This is a genomic window from Algoriphagus confluentis (assembly GCF_036245625.1).
In the GTDB taxonomy this organism is placed as follows: domain Bacteria; phylum Bacteroidota; class Bacteroidia; order Cytophagales; family Cyclobacteriaceae; genus Algoriphagus; species Algoriphagus confluentis.
The window spans coordinates 177,441-194,024 of record NZ_BTPD01000008.1; the positions used below are offsets into that span (position 1 = coordinate 177,441).

The following is a 16,584-nucleotide window of genomic DNA, read 5'->3' on the forward strand; positions in this document are numbered from 1 at the left end:
GGATTAATTTTCTACCCGATCGGCAGGACCTTCGACCCGAGGCACCTGACCTCCGCGAAGTATGGAATTTCCTCCCAATTTTTTGGTCTGATCGATCGGCGGAGCTTTGAGCCAATCGTCTTCATGCATTTGTCCACTGAGACCGAATACCGTCAAAGCATTTTGATAAGTAGTCAGACGCACATGCTCTTCCGGAATTCCCATTTTACGCATGAGGGCGGCTGTCTTTGGCACGGCGATCGGATCAGAAATCCCCCAATCCGCTGCTGAGTTCACGATGATCCGCTCGGGTCCATATTGCTTGACAATCTCAACCATGCGCTCGGAACCCATTTTGGTATGTGGATAAATGGTAAATGCTGCCCAAAATCCTCTATCTAACACTTCCTTGACCGTCTCTTCGTTGTTGTGATCTACGACCACCCATCCCGGATCCATGCCATGCTCTTCGGCCACGTCCATGGAGCGGGTTGTTCCTTTCTTTTTATCTCGATGAGGAGTGTGGATCAATACGGGAAGATTGACATCCTTCGCTAATTCCAGTTGAAGTCGGTAAAAACGATCTTCGGCTTCGGTTTGGTCATCGTAACCGATCTCCCCGATAGCCACTACGCCTTCCTTACCTGCATAAAGCGGAAGTAATTCCATCACCTGCTCAGCCAGGGGCACATTGTTGGCTTCCTTGGAATTCAATCCCATAGTGCAATAGTGAACGATTCCAAACTGACTCGCTCGGAACCGCTCCCAACCGACCAGGGTGGAAAAGTAGTCTTTGAAGGATCCTACTTCCGTACGCGGCTGACCCAGCCAAAAGGCTGGCTCTATAGTGGCGACGATGCCTGCCTTTCGCATGGCTTCGTAGTCGTCGGTGGTACGGGAGACAAGGTGAATATGGGGATCTATGTACATTTCCATGGTTGTATCGATGTGGATAAGTGTCTGAAATTATTTGAATTTAGCCTGATTACGCTCTTTTTTCCTGAAAATCTTTTCCGATTTTTTCCCAAGAAATTTCTCCGTATTCAATGGCGGAGACTGTTTCGGGGAAGGATTTAAGCAGGTCTTTAGCTGGCGCAAAGTCGGATTGGTAGGCAGCCAAGACTCCTGCTTCGGATTCCAATTGATCTTCAGAAAAGACGACTTTTTTCAGGTCTTCCAGCAATTTGTCATTGAGAAAAGGAACCACCAAACGCCACAATTCAGGCATCACAGGCCGTCCGGCTGCCCAGCGCTCATGGGCAAAATCCGAAGCGATTTCCGCCAAAGCCTGATTTCTCCTTTCGTCCAAGCCCGAAATCCGATATATCGGACGCTGCATAAAGATGGATTTCAGGACCATTTGGTTCCAGTTGGCCTCCGGAAATCTTTCCTTGGGATAGGGGTTAGTTAAGGCGATGGCATCAAATACCAGAGTCATGTTGGTTCGGCAGCCTTCGATCGCTCGGGAAAGCATTTCCTCCGGATAAGGCATTAGCGGCAGAGCCGAATACAAGGCCTGTTGCTCATGCAAGTCTCCCGTTTCAAATAGCAGATTGACCGCTTTGAGCCAAGCTTCTTTTCCGGGGCCAAATTTTAATAGTAAATACGTCCTTGCGGTCTGCAATACATCCCAATGCAATGGGTTAAAACCGGTAACAAAGCCACTTGCTTGATTTATTTCAGTTTCCGTCAAATTCAGTTGATCCTTTTTGAAAAACCGGGAAGCTTGGGAAAACGCCAAGAAAAACTTGGTGGGCGATGCGTCAGAATTGATTTTTTCGGTTTGGGATTTCAGCCAATCAATTGATTTGGAATTAGCCCTTGAAGCCAAAATACCTTCAAAAAAAGGCGATAAGTCAGTTTGGGTTTGCATGTTTTTCTCCGGGTTTGAAGCGGAGTTAAAGTAAATCCAAAAGCCTCAGAAAAGCCAAGGGAAATGTGGTAAAAGGAAGGTGAAAAGGCCAATCCTGATTAAAATCATGAAGAATTTACTCTGAGGAGAACCTTATTTTTGAATAAGAGGTTAGATTTACATAAATAATGATGCAATACTGCATATAAATCCATGAGAACAACCATCGAAATTCCCGAAGAACTGATCGAGGAGGTAATGAAAATAACCGGCTCAACTACCAAAAGCCAAGCTATAAAGTTGGCTCTGGAGGAAAAAATCGCCAGAAACAAGAGGAAAAGACTAATCAACATGAAAGGATCAATAGATCTGGATATTGATTTAGATGTTTTAAGAGATAGAAAGTAGAATGAACAGATCTTCGGTTTTAGTAGATAGTTCCGTTTGGATCGAATTCTTCAAAAACTCTAGGCCTACTCATTTAGATCAGTTTCTTGAAGAAGATATAGTTTCCACTAACGACATTATCTTATGCGAATTAATTCCAAAATTAAAGCTTCAACGAAAGACAGAAGCTATTGAAAGCTTGTTTTCAATCGAAAAGATCCCATTTGCTATTGATTGGGACTTGATAAGGCAATATCAAATTCTTAATCTCAAAAATGGAATAAACAAGGTTGGTATTCCTGACTTGATCATTCTACAACAAGTGATTGAAGAAAACCTGACTTTATATTCTTTTGATAAGCATTTCAAATTGATGCAAAGCTTTTTGAACTTCAAATTGATCTCCTGAAATAACCTTTTAGAAAAAATTCTAAGAGGTTGATAATCCATAAAGCCATAAGTATTGAAACTAATTTCGGATGAAAACCAACCTCCAAAAAATGCTAGACGGAGAGGCTTATGACTCCCGTGATCCCGAACTCCTCGAGCTTTACCATCGGGCCCGGGCCTTAATTTTAGCTTACAATACGTGTGATAGCCGGGATTTGGAAAAGAGAAATGAGCTAATCAGTCAACTTTTGGGAAAAGTGGAAAAAGGCGTTTGGATCGAAACTCCCTTTTTCTGCGACTACGGAATCAACATCGAAATTGGGGAAAACACCTTTGTCAACACCAATTGCATGTTTCTCGATGACAACAAAATCAGCATCGGAAAAAACGGTCTGATCGCTCCCTATGTGCAGATTTATACGGCAACCCATCCGCTAAAAGCTTCCGACCGGATCTATCAGGTGGGTGACAGCACTCGCTATCATACCTCCACCAAACCGGTGACCATTGGTGATAATGTTTGGATTGGAGGCAATTCAGTGATTTTTCCAGGCGTGACCATCGGCAATAATGTGACGATCGGGGCGGGTTCGGTAGTGACCAAAGACCTGCCGGATGATGTGCTGGCTTTTGGAAATCCCTGTCAGGTGGTAAGGGAAATGTGATTTTTCTATCCCGTAATCTCCAAGGTTTTTAAAACCAAACGTTCACCCCTTAATCCTAATTGATTATCTTTGTAAACAATCAATTAATTCTATGAAAAACTCTTTAAAATTTGCTCTGATCGGGGCATTACTTTTGACAGGTACAAGCTGCGCTACACACAGTGCCTACACAGGAAATCTCAAGTCTCAGAACACTCAGGTGATTTTATCCCAAGACAATTTTAAAGTCGGAGAAAGAGTACAGGGAGAAGCAAAAGCAACTTATGTTTTCGGATTAGGAGGATTAAGCAAAAAATCCCTTGTAGAGTCCGCAAGATCCAATATGTATCAAAATGCTAATCTAGAAGGAGGGTCAAAAGCATTAATCAATGAAACCTTTTCTGTCAAAAACTCTTTTTTCTTCTTTTTCTGGAAGCACCAAGTGAATGTATCAGCAGATGTAGTTGAATTTACAAAGTGACATTAAACCAGCCAAGCGCTGGTTTTTTTATTTCCATTCCACCAACGGTTAGCCTAAATCTTCCCCACACTTTTATTTTTAGGATCTAAACTAGATCCCTATGAAAAAAATCTATCGCTACGGCCTTGGGCTTTTGCTTTTGGTGTCTGTCAAAGTACAGGCTCAAAATCAACAAGTCATTGATGCGATAATCAAAGAAGCCAGTGAAAACTCTCAACTTGAAACGCTTGCCCACGAACTTCTGGACGGAATCGGACCGAGACTCGTGGGTACTCCACAAATGCAGCAGGCCCATGATTGGACCGTAAATCAATACCAATCCTGGGGTATCGAAGCAAAAAATGAAAAATGGGGGGAATGGAGAGGTTGGGATCGTGGTACCACCCACATCGATATGGTCGAACCTTGGGTAAGAACCTTGGCAGGAACCCAACTGTCCTGGAGCCCATCTTCGCCTGAGGGTGGGTTGACTGCCGAAGTAATCGTTTTGCCGGATTTGCAAGACTCGGTAGCATTCCAAAATTGGCTTCCATCCGTGAAAGGCAAATACGTCATGATTTCTGCCCCGCAACTTACCGGACGTCCAGATGACAACTGGGAAAAATGGGGAACCGAAGAATCTTTCGAAGCCATAAAGGAAAAAAGAGCCGCCTTGGAGAAAGCTTGGCTGGAACGCACCCAAAAAACCGGTAAAAACCGAACTTCCCTACCGATAGCATTGGAAAATGCCGGCGCTGTGGGTGTGGTCACCTCCTATTGGTCCAGGGCTCTGGGCGCAAATAAAATCTTCTCTGCTTCGACCAGACAAGTCCCAACAATTGATCTCTCGATCGAGGACTACGGAATGTTATTTAGACTGGTGGAAAGCGGCAAAAAACCGAAAATCCATGTCAATGCCCAGTCCAAAGAAACCGGACTACAGCCTACCTACAACAGCATCGCACAAATCAAAGGCTCCGAAAAGCCAGAAGAATATGTGATGCTGTCCGCTCATTTGGATTCTTGGCAAGGAGGCACTGGAGCAACCGATAACGGTACTGGTACTATCCTGATGATGGAGGTGATGCGAATCTTAAAGAAAGTCTACCCGAATCCTAAGCGGACTATATTGGTGGGCCACTGGGGCTCGGAAGAACAAGGTCTGAACGGTTCTCGCGCTTTTGTGGAGGACCATCCGGAAATGTTGGAAAAAATCCAGGTGCTTTTCAACCAAGACAATGGAACCGGACGAATAGCCAATATCTCAGGACAGGGATATGTGGACAGCTACGAATACCTGGGTAGATGGCTCAACAAAGTACCAAGAAACATCACGAGAGACATCGAGACTTCCTTCCCTGGCAATCCGGGTTCGGGCGGAACCGACCACGTTTCCTTCGTGGCCGCTGGAGTCCCTGCATTTAACTTGAGTTCTTTGTCTTGGGATTATGGCACGATCACTTGGCATACCAATCTGGATACCTATGACAAATTGGTCTTTGACGACATAAAAAATAACGCGATCCTGACTGCTATCTTAGTTTACATGGCCTGTGAAGAGGAAAATATGGTGTCAAGAGAACGAAGAATTCCAATTGATTTCCGTACCGGCGAACCGACAGACTGGCCTACTCCAAGATCTCCGACCAGACAGGGAGGAATTCTATTTCAACGAATCTCGAGATAAAAGAGGCTGATGCGAATTTGTCACCTTACTAAAAATTGTGAGGCATATTCAAAAGTGAAATTTGACGCAAATGGCCGAGTGGATGACCCTTCAACATTTCTAGAAATAATGGATTAAATCTAGATACGAAAATTAAGTCAGCCCGAGCGGAGTCGAGGACCCTTCGACTTCGCTCAGGGTGACTAAAATCCTATTACAATGATTATTCTCGGTGATTGACTATTTTACTGATTGCAACAAATCTAAGACTCAATTTGACTTTTTGAAAGTCCTAAATTAGTTCACCATCTCATCTATTTCCTTTCTAAAAGCGAGCTGCCATCCCAATTTTTTCTTTTGACATCAGGCACAGAAATGTCCAAAAAATCAATCAAACTGGGCAAAATATCCACCATGGCTGCTTTCCCTGACCGAAAGCGATCATTAAGGTTTTTGGCATTGGTTACCATCCAGATTTCCCGCTCGGAGTCGCTTTGTCCTCCATGGTCTTTAAAATCGGGAGCTTTTCTCCCATGATCGGTCGTAATCCAAATCAACCATTCTTCTCCATAGTTCTTTTCCCGAGCCTGAACCGCCTCCCAAATTCTGCCAACCTGCTCATCAGCTAATTCTATTGCCGAAGTCAATTGCGGGCTTTTGCCAAATCGATGGCCCATATCATCGGTAAATTCCAGATAGACCCATGACAAATCAGGAGCTTCGGTTTTCAGAATATGAGCGGCTTCAAAAGAAACCAGATTATCGATTTTTCGGATGTATTCCTTGTCCAAATCATGTGGATAAGTCAGCGTATCTTTTTCAAAACCATCGAAAATAAAGTCCAATTTCAAATTTCCGGTTTCATTTAGCCCCTCTCCCAGGAGTTTGGTTCGATTATCCTCCCAGGTAGAAAAAATAGCCAACTTGGATTTTGGTTTTGCTTCCCGCATCATTCTGAAGATCGTCCAATAGGAGTAATCGGGAGCGGCAATGTCATTGTCCCAGACGTTATGTTTGTTGGCCCAAGTCCCGGTCAAAAGAGAGTTGTAACCCACCGCAGAGATGGTTGGCGTCTCGGACGGACCACCTTTTTCACCCCCGGTATATGCTCTTGCATATCCACCGAGCTTGGAGATTTTGTCCAGATTTGGCGTCTGAGCTTTTTCCAATTCATCCGCAGGAATCCCGTCCAAAATAATAAGGACCACTTTTTTTTCTTGGGAAAAGGAGAGAATAGGAGACAACAGAATTAGCAGAAAAAACAGTGATCTACAGCGCATAATTTTCAATATAGCACCCAAAAGACTTGATACCCGATACTTAATTCTCATTTCAAAAGCTCCCCTTTACTTGTCTAAATACTTCCTCGCCCATTCAAGAAAATAGGGCCAATTGGGCCCAACCGTGTGGCCTCCCTCATGCTGTCGGAAAGCCAAATCTCCTGCATCCAAAAAGGTCTGAATCGGAGGGAATTCATGGCTTGGCAAAGGTTTTTTTCCCAACAATTCATACACCGGTCCTGCCAAAACAGCTGCTTCAAACATTCCTTTGGCATCAATCCACTGCCCCTCCACCGTGGGAGAACCTACGGAAATGAACATGGATCTTGGTGCACAAAGCGCAATCAATTCGTGTGCATCGATGGGCAAAGCATCCTGATTGAGCGGGCCGGCATAACGGATAAAGTTGGGCGTAAACCAATGATACTCTCCGGATGAAGCCAGATTCTCGATTTGCTCTCCAAAAATCCGCTTGAGCATTTTGGCACCCCCAGCACCTGAGGACCCTATCAACCCAAGTGCGAATCGCTCATCGTAGGCCAAAGTAACCAAAGCCGCCTTTCCATATCGGGAAAGTCCTTCGATTACCACTTTCTTGGAATTGATATTAGGATCGGTTTCCAAAAAGTCCAAGGCTCGACTTGCTCCCCAAGCCCATGCTTTCAGGGTTCCCCAGTCGTCCAATTTTCGTGGCTCTCCTTTATTCACAAGTCCAATAATTCCGAAGCGAAGACCGGCACCGTTATCGGCTTGATAGCTAGTGGGAATTAAAATACCAAAACCCCAACCCTCAGCCAACACTTGCTCTTGCCAATTAGGCCCGGGAGGTGCAGGAGGTCTTGGCATGCCCGCTGGCCAAACCCAGCCAAACTCCAGCACTAAAGGAACGGACTTATCCACATTTTTTGGAACTCCATATTCCAAATCAATTGACACTTCAATTTTCGGATAATCCGAGTTATCAACAATTCCCTTCATTTTCCGATAGCGGATTGGGATATCCCCGATCAAGGAATCTTTTTCAAAGATCAGTTCCCAATTTACGTCAGGGAGGTTTTGTGGGGTTCTCCCATACATCTCCCGGTCAAACAATTCAAAAAGCTCCCCCCTTCTTCTTTCCCAATCTTCCCTGTTTTTCACTTTTTCTCCGTTTTCAAAAATTAAAGGATCGGGCACATTGACCATGTTGACTTTGCTTTCATCTGCATTGGCTGCATTGGGAGCTTGGGGGTTTCCGGAGGGACCCGGACGGAGGCTGTCTATCCCCAATCGATCCATCATCAGTCGATGATCGGCCTGAGTAAGGCGGTTCAAACTATCCCGCTGGGATTGGGTCATTTGTGGATAAGTATCAAAGAACAAAAAAAGCCAAGCGCATAGAAAAAGGAGAAAGGACTTCATGGATGGTTGAGTTTAATTGGGAAAAAGCTACTAATTAATTCCTGCTTTGAAACAAAAGATTATCTCAGAGGGCCTTGGGACGATTCAAAGGTGAAAACCAGCTTGGAGAGCTTGAGCGGGTTGCTTAACTTGAACCAAACCCCCAACTCATGAAAAAATTCTTCTACCTGCTACTACTTTTCACCTTGCCAATTTTGAGCAATGGGCAAAGGATGGCAGATTATCTCTCGGTTCCCTTTCCCAGTTATCTCACAGCAAGCCCAGACGGGAAAAGCATCGCGTGGGTGTTCAACGACCAAGGAGAGCGAAATCTATTTTTAGCACGCTCACCTGAATTTGAGGCGGTGCAGCTCACTGATTTCAAAGGAGACGAAGGATTGGACTTGGGGCCGATTTCCTTTTCCCCAGATGGAAAAACGCTGCTTTTCGTGAGAGGAAATAGCCGAAACTCTTCCGGACAAGCAGCCAATCCTGCTCAGCTACAAATCAACACGGATAAAAAGATTTATTCTTTAAACTTGGAAACCAAGGAAAGAAGATGGTTTGCTCCTGGTTCTTCCCCGGTCTTTAGTCCGGACGGAGAGCAGGTGGCTTTTTTGATGGGAGGTTCGGTGTACCTGAAAGCCGCAAAAGATACGAGCGAATCGGTCGAGCAACTTTTCACTGCAAGGGGAAGCGCTTCTATGCTGGGCTTTTCCCCAGATGGGAAATTCTTAAGTTTTGTCTCGCAGCGTGGCGATCATTCCTATATCGGTCTTTGGAATTTGGAGAAAAAGGAATTGAAATATGCCGAAACCAGCCTTGATTTTGATGCCTATCCGGCATGGAGCCCTGACGGAAAAAAGCTAACCTACCTAAGAATCCCCAATATCAATAACCTCCTTCCTTTTACTGCCATCAAAGAATCAAACCCATGGAGCATCCGGATTTTCGATGTGGATAAGTGGGAGGGGAAAGAAATCTGGAAGGCAGATAAAGGTCCGGGATCGGTCATGGTGGACGATTTGCCGGCTCAGTCCGAAAGGCTCTGGTGGGCCAAGGACGGTTCCTTGGTTTTTCCTTGGGAAAAAAACAACTGGATGCACCTATATGCTGTAAATCCAAATACCAAGGAGGTCAAACACCTGACGCCAGGAGAAGGTCAAGTAGAATGGGTACATCTATCATCAGATAGAAATTCCCTTCTAGTCATGCATAATATCGGCAACATTGACCGGAGACAGATCTCCCAACTGAACTTATCCACATTCTCTCTTGAATTAGTCAGCGATCCGAAAACCATAAACTGGGGGGCCGTGAAGATCGAAAATGGAATTGCTTTCTTTTCCTCAGACTGGAATAAACCCGGGTGGCCTATGGTCCGGGTAAATGGCCAAACAATAACCTTGGCCGAAACCCTATTCCCCAAAAATTTTCCTGGCTTCCATGCTAAGCCACAGCCCATTAAGCTGATTGCTAAGGACGGATTTGAAAGTTACGGACAGCTCTTTCTACCCCAAGATTATGATCCACAGAAAAAACATCCTGCTGTCATCTTTATCCATGGAGGGAGCCGAAGGCAAATGCTCCTTGGCTACAATTATGGAGCCTACTATTCGAATACGTATGCTGCTCAGCAGTATTTTGCTTCTCAAGGATACATTGCTTTGACCTTGAATTACAGAAGCGGGATCGGGTATGGAATGGATTTCCGGGAAGCAGAAAATTACGGAGCTGGAGGAGCCAGCGAAGTGCAGGACTTGATGGCAGCGGCAGACTTTCTCGCTTCAAGACCAGATGTGGATAAGTCGAGAATAGCTCCTTGGGGAGGAAGCTATGGGGGATACATGACTGCTCATGCCTTGAGTCAAGCCCCAGAAAAATTTCATGTCGGCGTAGACATCCATGGGGTACACAATTGGAACAATGATATTCCTGTTTTTGCCCCATGGTACGAGCCGGAAAAGTTTCCGGAAATGGCGGAGTTGGCGTTTAAATCCTCTCCAATGGCCTATATGGATAAGTGGGTGGACCCGGTGCTTTTGATCCATGGAGATGACGACCGGAATGTGCTTTTCTCCGAAAGTGTTGAACTGGCTGAGGTCCTTCGAAAACAGGGGGTTAAAGTCGAGCAATTGATCTTTCCGGATGAAGTTCACTCTTTTCTACTCCATCGAAATTGGGTAGAAGCTTTGACTGCTACCTTTGAGTTTATACACCGACATTCCTCAGAAAAATGAAAAAGTTATCCACACTCTTCCTACTCTTGGCCTTTGGGGCTTACGCTTCCTTTTCCCAGCAAAAAATCCTGGAAGCAGCCTATCTTCAAGCGGAGCAAAATGGTTTTTCAGGGGTAGTCTTGGTGGCCGATGATGGGAAAATCCTGTCTGAAAAAGCCATAGGTTTTCGCTCATTCGAAGAAAGCATCCTTCTACAATCCACAGATATTTTTGAAATGGCCTCTGTATCCAAACAGTTCACGGCAATGATGGTGATGCTATGTCAGGAAAAGGGGCTTCTCCAATTCGACGACCTGGCAGAAGAATACTTGGACGTCCCATACAAAGGCATCAGTATACGTCATCTTCTCACGCATACCAGCGGCCTTCCCGATTATCAGGCCATCATGGATGCGTATTGGGATAAAAGCAAAGCCGCGGGAAATCCGGATATTTTGGAATACCTCAATCGCTATGCTCCGCCCAAAAGTTTCGAACCGGGAGAAAAATACGAGTACAGCAATACGGGCTATGTCCTTCTGGCAAGTATTGTAGAAAAAGTGACCCAAAAAGATTTCATCGAACTCAGCAGAGAATGGATTTTTCAGCCCTTGGAAATGAGAAACACGGATATCCGCACTTTAGAAGAAAAAGCAAATGTGGATAACTTCGCCGCGGGCTACCTCAAGGATGAAAGTGGAAAATACGTAAATGCCAATCAGTTTCGCTCTTCGGACTACACCCTTTGGCTAGGGAACAGGAAAGGGCCCGGTAGAGTCAGTAGCACTGCGCAGGATTTGTTGATTTGGGACCAGGCTTTGTATACAGGCAAATTGGTCAGTGAAAAAACCCTTAATGAAGCCTTCAGCCCGATGATTTTGAATGACGGAACTCGAAGCTATTATGGTTTCGGCTGGGAAATCGAACCCAAAAGTCCCTATGGAAAAATGGTGATGCATACCGGTGACAATCCGGGCTATCAGACCATCATCGTCCGATTTATTGAAGAAAACAAAACCATAATCGTATTGAATAACAACTACCATCCGGATCAAATCAAACTGGTGGAAGCAGCGACCTTGGCTTTAAGGAAGTGGTAAGAGGATTGAAAAATTGAAAGATTAATAACCCAGATTCTCGATTGCCTCTACAGCGAATTGGAGTCGGGATTCCTTATTTCCTGACACAATCAAAAACGGGAATCCGCTTTCCTTTGCCAGTCTTAGATACTTTTCAAAAAAATATTGGCGCATTTCAAGCTCAGGGTATTCCCGCAAAGGATCAGGTTCCCAAGGCAAATCCGTGTCCGTCAGCAAAATCAATTCGTATTTTCTCTGCTGGATTTCTTCCATCACCCAAGGATCCGTTTTTCCATATTTATGCTCCGACCAAATGTGGATAACTCTCAAATCTGTATCGCAGAAAAGGAATTTTTTGGCTTTTTGCGCCAGCTCATCCTCTTGAAAAATCTGCCCTTTTCCGATTTCGGTCAGATCTTCAAAACGATAAGGACGGTCTATTTTTTCCAGATATTCCCGTGCAAACTCCGGTACCCAAGGTTCTGAGAAATGATTAGCCAAGTCGGCTGCCAAAGTACTTTTTCCGGTAGATTCCGGACCAAGGATTAAAATTCGATTAAGCTTTTGCATAGACTTTGGCAGATTTGATCCAAGCAAATAGTCCCATGGTAGCCAAGACTGTAAAAAACAAGAATTGGAAAGAGGTTAACACCAAGCCCTTGTAGAAATACAAAGGCACCGAAACCAAATCTGTGATGATCCAGAAAATCCAGTTTTCCACCTTCTTTTTCGCCATCAGCCACATCCCAACAAATGCAGAGGCAGTGGTAAATGAATCCCAATAGGGCACGTCACTATCCGTAAAATTACTCAACACAAAAGCTAACAGGGGATAGGAAACCGCAAAAAGCCCGGCACAAATCAACCAGCCTTTTGCATCCAGCCAAGTGACCGGCAAAACCTCCTGATTTTCTTTGGGGTGAGTCCACACGTACCATCCATAAATCGACATGCTGAAGTAGTAGGCATTGATACCCATGTCTGCATAGAGCTTGTATTCGAAGCAAATCCAGACATAAATCAGCGTGGACACAATTCCTGTGGGATAAACCCAAATATGCTCCCGCATGGAGTAAAAGACCGAGACAATTCCAAAAAATACCGCCACCGCCTCCAGCCAAGTCATATTTTGCAGGCCTTCGGCAAATCCATCGAGGAGAAATTGAAAATCCATTTTCGAAGTAAGGAATAGTTTTTTGAACCGCAAGTATTTCTCAACCACAAAGAACACTAAGAAGCACAAAGGATTTTAGATTTGGATTGGGCTATATTTTGAAGAGGAATTAGAATAGATCAACTTTAGCCCTTAAACGACTTTGCGGCCAATCATCCCCTATAAAGGCTTTAGCTTTTACGCTCTTCGCTCTTAAGAAGCCCAACAAAGTCATGGAAGCAGGGAGTCCCGAATAAACTTCAGATCTTTTTTCTCTTTTTCTCGGTGGCCTTTGTGGTAAACTTTTCTCAGCATCCTCTGAGACTTTGCGGTAAAACAACCAAGCCAAATCCACAACTTTTCTCCCACTTGCCGGGTTTGATTGCTAACTTTGCCAGCTATGACTTTGAGCACTTTACCAGCTACCCAAGACATCGACACCCTCGATCCTAAAGAATACATCATCATCAAAAACGCCCGGGTCAATAACCTCAAAAGCCTGAGCGTGGCCATTCCCAGAAATGAATTTGTGGTAATTACCGGTCTATCAGGCTCCGGTAAGTCTTCCTTGGCTTTTGACACCCTTTTTGCCGAAGGTCAACGCATGTATGTAGAAAGTCTGAGTTCCTATGCCCGCCAATTCCTCGGTCGAATGGAAAAACCCGATGTAGAATACATCAAGGGAGTGGCGCCGGCCATCGCCATCCAGCAAAAAGTCAGCACCAAAAATCCCCGCTCCACGGTCGGCACTACTACCGAGATTTATGATTACCTCAAGTTACTTTTTGCCCGAGTAGGAAAGACCTTTTCTCCCCTTTCAGGAAAAGAGGTCAAACACCACACGGTCACTGACATTGTAGACTATATTCTTTCATTCGAGGAAGGTGCCAAAGTGATGATTTCTTGCCCGCTACAAGTGATGAAAGGGAGGAAAATCGAGCAGGAATTGGAGCTTTTACTTCAAAAAGGTTACACCCGAATCCTGATCAATGGTGAGGCATTTTTCGTTGAGGATCTTTTGGGAGAAAAGAAAGTACCCAAAGGAGAATATGAAATCCTGATCGACCGAGCCACCGTCCGAAAAGACGACGAGGACAATCAGTTTCGAATCGCAGACTCCATCCAAACCGCACTTTTCGAAGGACATGGCGACTGTAAAATCACCGTGCCAGAAATAGAAACTCGCTCTTTTTCGGATCGCTTTGAGTTGGATGGGATGAGCTTCGAGCTTCCCTCAGTCAACTTTTTCTCCTTCAACAACCCCTACGGCGCCTGCAAGCGATGCGAAGGCTTCGGAAATGTCTTGGGTATCGATCGGGACTTGGTCATTCCGGACAAGGAGCTTTCGGTCTATGAGGGGGCGATCGCACCTTGGAGAGGAGAATCCAGTAAGCAATGGCTGGAGCCTCTTTTGAAAAAAGGGATCGAATTTGACTTTCCCATTCACCGATCTTACAATGAGCTTAAAGAAAAAGAGCAGGAATTGCTCTGGACTGGAAACAAATACTTTCAGGGGCTGAATGCCTTTTTCGAAGATTTGGAAAGTAAAACCTATAAAATCCAATACCGGGTCATGCTATCCAGATTCCGCGGACGAACGACCTGTCCAGACTGCAGAGGAACCCGCCTGCGCAAGGATGCCAGCTATGTCAAAATTGATGGAAAATCCATCACCGATCTGGTCCTGATGCCCATCGAGGATGCTTTGGCCTTTTTCAAAAACCTGAATCTAGCCGATCACGAAGCCAAAGTAGCCAACCGATTGCTCAAAGAAATCAGCAGTCGGCTGGAATTTATGGATCAGGTGGGCTTGGGTTACCTGACTTTAAATCGACTGACCTCCACGCTTTCAGGTGGGGAATACCAGCGGATCAAATTAGCTACTTCCTTGGGTTCTGCACTTGTCGGATCCATGTATATCCTCGATGAACCCAGCATCGGACTACACCCAAGAGATACCGATCGCTTGGTTGGGGTGCTGAAAGAGCTGAAAAATCTGGGCAATACCGTGATCGTAGTCGAGCACGAAGAAAAAGTCATGAAAGCCTCCGACCAGATCATGGATATTGGGCCGGATGCAGGAGTGAATGGCGGAGAATTACTATTTCAGGGAAAAATTGAAGATCTAATCACCAATGGTAGTACCTACACGGCAAAATACTTGAGAGGTGAGGAGAAGATTTTCACTAAAACCGGCAACCGAAAGTGGAAAGACTCCATCACCGTCAAAGGTGCCCGGGAAAACAACCTGAAAAACCTGACCGTCAAATTCCCGCTCAATACCCTGACAGTAGTGACTGGCGTTTCCGGTTCGGGTAAATCTACGCTGATCAAAAAGGTGCTCTATCCTGCTTTGGGAAAAATGCTGGGTACAGTCATCGATGAGGGAGGAAAATACGACAAAATCGAAGGAGACTACAAGCGAATCACGCAAGTGGAATTTGTGGATCAGGATCCGATCGGCAAGTCTTCACGATCCAATCCGGTGACCTACGTGAAGGCGTACGATGCGATCCGAAACCTCTTTTCGGAGCAACCACTTTCCAAACAACGAGGGTACAAACCAGCCTTTTTCTCCTTCAATGTGGACGGCGGGCGTTGTGAAGGCTGCCAGGGAGAAGGTACGACCACGGTGGAAATGCAATTTATGGCCGACATCCACCTGACTTGCGAATCCTGCAAGGGCAAGCGCTTCAAAAATGAGATTCTTGAGGTCAAATACAAGGACAAAGACATTTCGGAAGTTTTGGACATGACCATCGATGAGGCCTTGGAGTTTTTCAAAGGAAAAAACCAGATCATCAATCGACTTCAACCGCTTCAGGAAGTGGGCTTAGGCTATATCGGCATGGGGCAAAGCTCGAATACGCTATCCGGAGGAGAAGCCCAAAGGGTAAAACTGGCCTCTTTTCTCGGAAAAGGCGGAACCAAATCCGGTGATCATATCCTCTTTATCTTCGACGAACCCACGACAGGCCTCCACTTCCACGACATCAGTAAATTGCTTCACAGTATCAATGCCCTGATCGATCAGGGTCACTCCGTGATCATCATCGAGCACAATACTGAGGTAATCAAATCCGCCGATTGGGTTGTTGACTTGGGGCCTGAGGGAGGAAATAAAGGAGGTCATTTGACTTTTGCCGGTACACCGGAGGATTTGGCAAAGGAAGAGGGGAATTACACGGCGAAGTATGTGAGGGAAAGTTTTCTTTAAGAAAAAACCTTCAAGAGTTGCTAAACCTTGGAGGAATTTGGATATGACTTTTTAGTAGAAAAAAATAGATTTCAGATTTTAAGCTGTATTTTGTCCATGGTAAATCAGGAATTCTAGGATGAAAAATGAGGATATCCGCTGGAAACAACGCTATGCAAATTTCAGTAAAGCCATGGGTCATTTGGAAAAGGCCCTAGAAATTCCTGAACCTGATATGGTTCAAAAGGCAGGGATCATTCAGTTTTTTGAAATGAGTTTTGAATTAGCCTGGAATATGGTTAAGGATTATCTTGAGGGTCAAGGATTTGTGGATATCAAATCCCCAAGAGGAGCCTTGAAAAAAGCATTTGAGGTAAATATTTTGGAAAAAGGCCATGAGTGGATGGAACTGTTACAAGACCGAAACCTGACCGCCCACACCTATGATGAGCAAAAGGCAACGGACATGGAACATCTGATCCAGAATAAATATTTCCCTATCCTGAAAGAATTGCATGACAGTTTCATGCAAAAAGCAAATGAAGAATAAATTTGGCCTTTTGGAATCAGACTTGACTTCGATAGTTGAGGTGATCAGCCGCCACCAGCAGGTTGATCAGGCTTTTATTTTTGGAAGCCGGGCCAAAGGAAATTTCAGACCTGGAAGCGATGTGGATTTGGCTTTGAAGGGCAAAAACCTGGATTTTGAAACGGCAAGTAAAATCGGCTATATCCTAAACGAGGAGACGCTTATGCCCTATAAGTTTGATGTAGTGAATTATCACAGCATTCAGGAGCCTGAGCTGATTAATCATATTGACCGGGTTGGTATCGAGGTTTTCAATCGGAAGAAAGAGTCTCACTCTTTAGAAAGGACAAAGTAATTTTTTAGGAACGAA

At 44.9% G+C, this 16,584-nt stretch carries 16 protein-coding genes; 10 read left to right on the plus strand and 6 right to left on the minus strand.

Annotation, left to right across the window (positions count from 1 at the left end; all coding sequences use genetic code 11):
* Nucleotides 1–3 precede the first annotated feature (3 nt).
* Both AAA943_RS13545 and AAA943_RS13550 read right to left on the minus strand, forming a co-directional pair.
* Nucleotides 4–915: a TatD family hydrolase gene (locus tag AAA943_RS13545; RefSeq protein ID WP_338224801.1), complete on the minus strand. Its 912-nt coding sequence runs from the start codon at nucleotides 913–915 to the stop codon at nucleotides 4–6.
* A gap of 49 nt (nucleotides 916–964) precedes the next feature.
* On the minus strand, nucleotides 965–1,852 hold the full coding sequence (locus tag AAA943_RS13550) for an EboA domain-containing protein (RefSeq protein WP_338224802.1): 888 nt from the start codon (nucleotides 1,850–1,852) through the stop codon (nucleotides 965–967).
* 192 nt (nucleotides 1,853–2,044) lie between these two features.
* Between AAA943_RS13550 and AAA943_RS13555 the strand changes: the two genes are divergently transcribed.
* From AAA943_RS13555 to AAA943_RS13575, 5 genes are all read left to right on the plus strand, one after another.
* Complete coding sequence (locus tag AAA943_RS13555) at nucleotides 2,045–2,239, plus strand: type II toxin-antitoxin system VapB family antitoxin (protein ID WP_187174583.1); 195 nt, start codon at nucleotides 2,045–2,047, stop codon at nucleotides 2,237–2,239.
* A gap of 1 nt (nucleotide 2,240) precedes the next feature.
* Entirely contained in the window at nucleotides 2,241–2,627 is a 387-nt protein-coding gene (locus AAA943_RS13560; RefSeq protein ID WP_338224803.1) for a PIN domain-containing protein, read from the plus strand.
* Between the two features lie 70 nt (nucleotides 2,628–2,697).
* The gene (locus AAA943_RS13565) at nucleotides 2,698–3,273 is read left to right on the plus strand and encodes a sugar O-acetyltransferase (protein WP_338224804.1); all 576 of its coding nucleotides are present in this window, start codon (nucleotides 2,698–2,700) and stop codon (nucleotides 3,271–3,273) included.
* Nucleotides 3,274–3,364: 91 nt separating this feature from the next.
* Nucleotides 3,365–3,733, plus strand: coding sequence for a DUF6567 family protein (locus tag AAA943_RS13570; RefSeq protein ID WP_338224805.1), 369 nt, complete (start codon nucleotides 3,365–3,367; stop codon nucleotides 3,731–3,733).
* A 100-nt stretch (nucleotides 3,734–3,833) separates the two neighbouring features.
* Nucleotides 3,834–5,399 (plus strand): M20/M25/M40 family metallo-hydrolase, encoded by a 1,566-nt coding sequence (locus AAA943_RS13575; protein ID WP_338224806.1) that lies wholly within the window; start codon nucleotides 3,834–3,836, stop codon nucleotides 5,397–5,399.
* 293 nt (nucleotides 5,400–5,692) lie between these two features.
* Here the strand turns inward: AAA943_RS13575 and AAA943_RS13580 are convergent, their stop codons facing one another.
* Nucleotides 5,693–6,658: an alkaline phosphatase family protein gene (locus AAA943_RS13580; RefSeq protein ID WP_338224807.1), complete on the minus strand. Its 966-nt coding sequence runs from the start codon at nucleotides 6,656–6,658 to the stop codon at nucleotides 5,693–5,695.
* A 66-nt stretch (nucleotides 6,659–6,724) separates the two neighbouring features.
* Entirely contained in the window at nucleotides 6,725–8,059 is a 1,335-nt protein-coding gene (locus AAA943_RS13585; RefSeq protein WP_338224808.1) for a glucuronyl esterase domain-containing protein, read from the minus strand.
* 149 nt (nucleotides 8,060–8,208) lie between these two features.
* On the opposite strand from AAA943_RS13585, the gene AAA943_RS13590 reads away from it, so the two are divergent.
* Nucleotides 8,209–10,278, plus strand: a complete 2,070-nt coding sequence (locus AAA943_RS13590; RefSeq protein ID WP_338224809.1) for a S9 family peptidase — start codon at nucleotides 8,209–8,211, stop codon at nucleotides 10,276–10,278.
* Nucleotides 10,275–11,357, plus strand: coding sequence for a serine hydrolase domain-containing protein (locus AAA943_RS13595; protein WP_338224810.1), 1,083 nt, complete (start codon nucleotides 10,275–10,277; stop codon nucleotides 11,355–11,357). The genes AAA943_RS13590 and AAA943_RS13595 overlap by 4 nt, the downstream gene beginning before the upstream one ends.
* Before the next feature lie 21 nt (nucleotides 11,358–11,378).
* Here AAA943_RS13595 and AAA943_RS13600 read toward each other — a convergent pair whose 3' ends face one another.
* Complete coding sequence (locus tag AAA943_RS13600) at nucleotides 11,379–11,906, minus strand: AAA family ATPase (RefSeq protein ID WP_338224811.1); 528 nt, start codon at nucleotides 11,904–11,906, stop codon at nucleotides 11,379–11,381.
* A complete protein-coding gene (gene pnuC / locus AAA943_RS13605; protein WP_338224812.1) occupies nucleotides 11,893–12,510 on the minus strand; it encodes a nicotinamide riboside transporter PnuC in 618 nt (205 codons plus the stop codon). Before pnuC ends, AAA943_RS13600 begins: the two co-directional genes overlap by 14 nt.
* Before the next feature lie 379 nt (nucleotides 12,511–12,889).
* On the opposite strand from pnuC, the gene uvrA reads away from it, so the two are divergent.
* The 3 genes from uvrA (at nucleotide 12,890) to AAA943_RS13620 (ending at nucleotide 16,569) form a co-directional block, all read left to right on the plus strand.
* Nucleotides 12,890–15,706 (plus strand): excinuclease ABC subunit UvrA, encoded by a 2,817-nt coding sequence (gene uvrA / locus AAA943_RS13610; protein WP_338224813.1) that lies wholly within the window; start codon nucleotides 12,890–12,892, stop codon nucleotides 15,704–15,706.
* A 118-nt stretch (nucleotides 15,707–15,824) separates the two neighbouring features.
* Entirely contained in the window at nucleotides 15,825–16,235 is a 411-nt protein-coding gene (locus tag AAA943_RS13615) for a nucleotidyltransferase substrate binding protein (RefSeq protein ID WP_338224814.1), read from the plus strand.
* Complete coding sequence (locus AAA943_RS13620) at nucleotides 16,225–16,569, plus strand: nucleotidyltransferase family protein (protein ID WP_338224815.1); 345 nt, start codon at nucleotides 16,225–16,227, stop codon at nucleotides 16,567–16,569. Before AAA943_RS13615 ends, AAA943_RS13620 begins: the two co-directional genes overlap by 11 nt.
* The last annotated feature ends 15 nt before the right edge of the window (nucleotides 16,570–16,584 follow it).

Bases quoted from the DNA above. Each gene is read 5' to 3' on its own strand.
- AAA943_RS13545 (WP_338224801.1), bottom strand. From the start codon at position 915: ATGGAAATGTACATAGATCCCCATATTCACCTTGTCTCCCGTACCACC.
- AAA943_RS13550 (WP_338224802.1), bottom strand. From the start codon at position 1,852: ATGCAAACCCAAACTGACTTATCGCCTTTTTTTGAAGGTATTTTGGCT.
- AAA943_RS13555 (WP_187174583.1), top strand. From the start codon at position 2,045: ATGAGAACAACCATCGAAATTCCCGAAGAACTGATCGAGGAGGTAATG.
- AAA943_RS13560 (WP_338224803.1), top strand. From the start codon at position 2,241: ATGAACAGATCTTCGGTTTTAGTAGATAGTTCCGTTTGGATCGAATTC.
- AAA943_RS13565 (WP_338224804.1), top strand. From the start codon at position 2,698: ATGAAAACCAACCTCCAAAAAATGCTAGACGGAGAGGCTTATGACTCC.
- AAA943_RS13570 (WP_338224805.1), top strand. From the start codon at position 3,365: ATGAAAAACTCTTTAAAATTTGCTCTGATCGGGGCATTACTTTTGACA.
- AAA943_RS13575 (WP_338224806.1), top strand. From the start codon at position 3,834: ATGAAAAAAATCTATCGCTACGGCCTTGGGCTTTTGCTTTTGGTGTCT.
- AAA943_RS13580 (WP_338224807.1), bottom strand. From the start codon at position 6,658: ATGCGCTGTAGATCACTGTTTTTTCTGCTAATTCTGTTGTCTCCTATT.
- AAA943_RS13585 (WP_338224808.1), bottom strand. From the start codon at position 8,059: ATGAAGTCCTTTCTCCTTTTTCTATGCGCTTGGCTTTTTTTGTTCTTT.
- AAA943_RS13590 (WP_338224809.1), top strand. From the start codon at position 8,209: ATGAAAAAATTCTTCTACCTGCTACTACTTTTCACCTTGCCAATTTTG.
- AAA943_RS13595 (WP_338224810.1), top strand. From the start codon at position 10,275: ATGAAAAAGTTATCCACACTCTTCCTACTCTTGGCCTTTGGGGCTTAC.
- AAA943_RS13600 (WP_338224811.1), bottom strand. From the start codon at position 11,906: ATGCAAAAGCTTAATCGAATTTTAATCCTTGGTCCGGAATCTACCGGA.
- pnuC (WP_338224812.1), bottom strand. From the start codon at position 12,510: ATGGATTTTCAATTTCTCCTCGATGGATTTGCCGAAGGCCTGCAAAAT.
- uvrA (WP_338224813.1), top strand. From the start codon at position 12,890: ATGACTTTGAGCACTTTACCAGCTACCCAAGACATCGACACCCTCGAT.
- AAA943_RS13615 (WP_338224814.1), top strand. From the start codon at position 15,825: ATGAAAAATGAGGATATCCGCTGGAAACAACGCTATGCAAATTTCAGT.
- AAA943_RS13620 (WP_338224815.1), top strand. From the start codon at position 16,225: ATGAAGAATAAATTTGGCCTTTTGGAATCAGACTTGACTTCGATAGTT.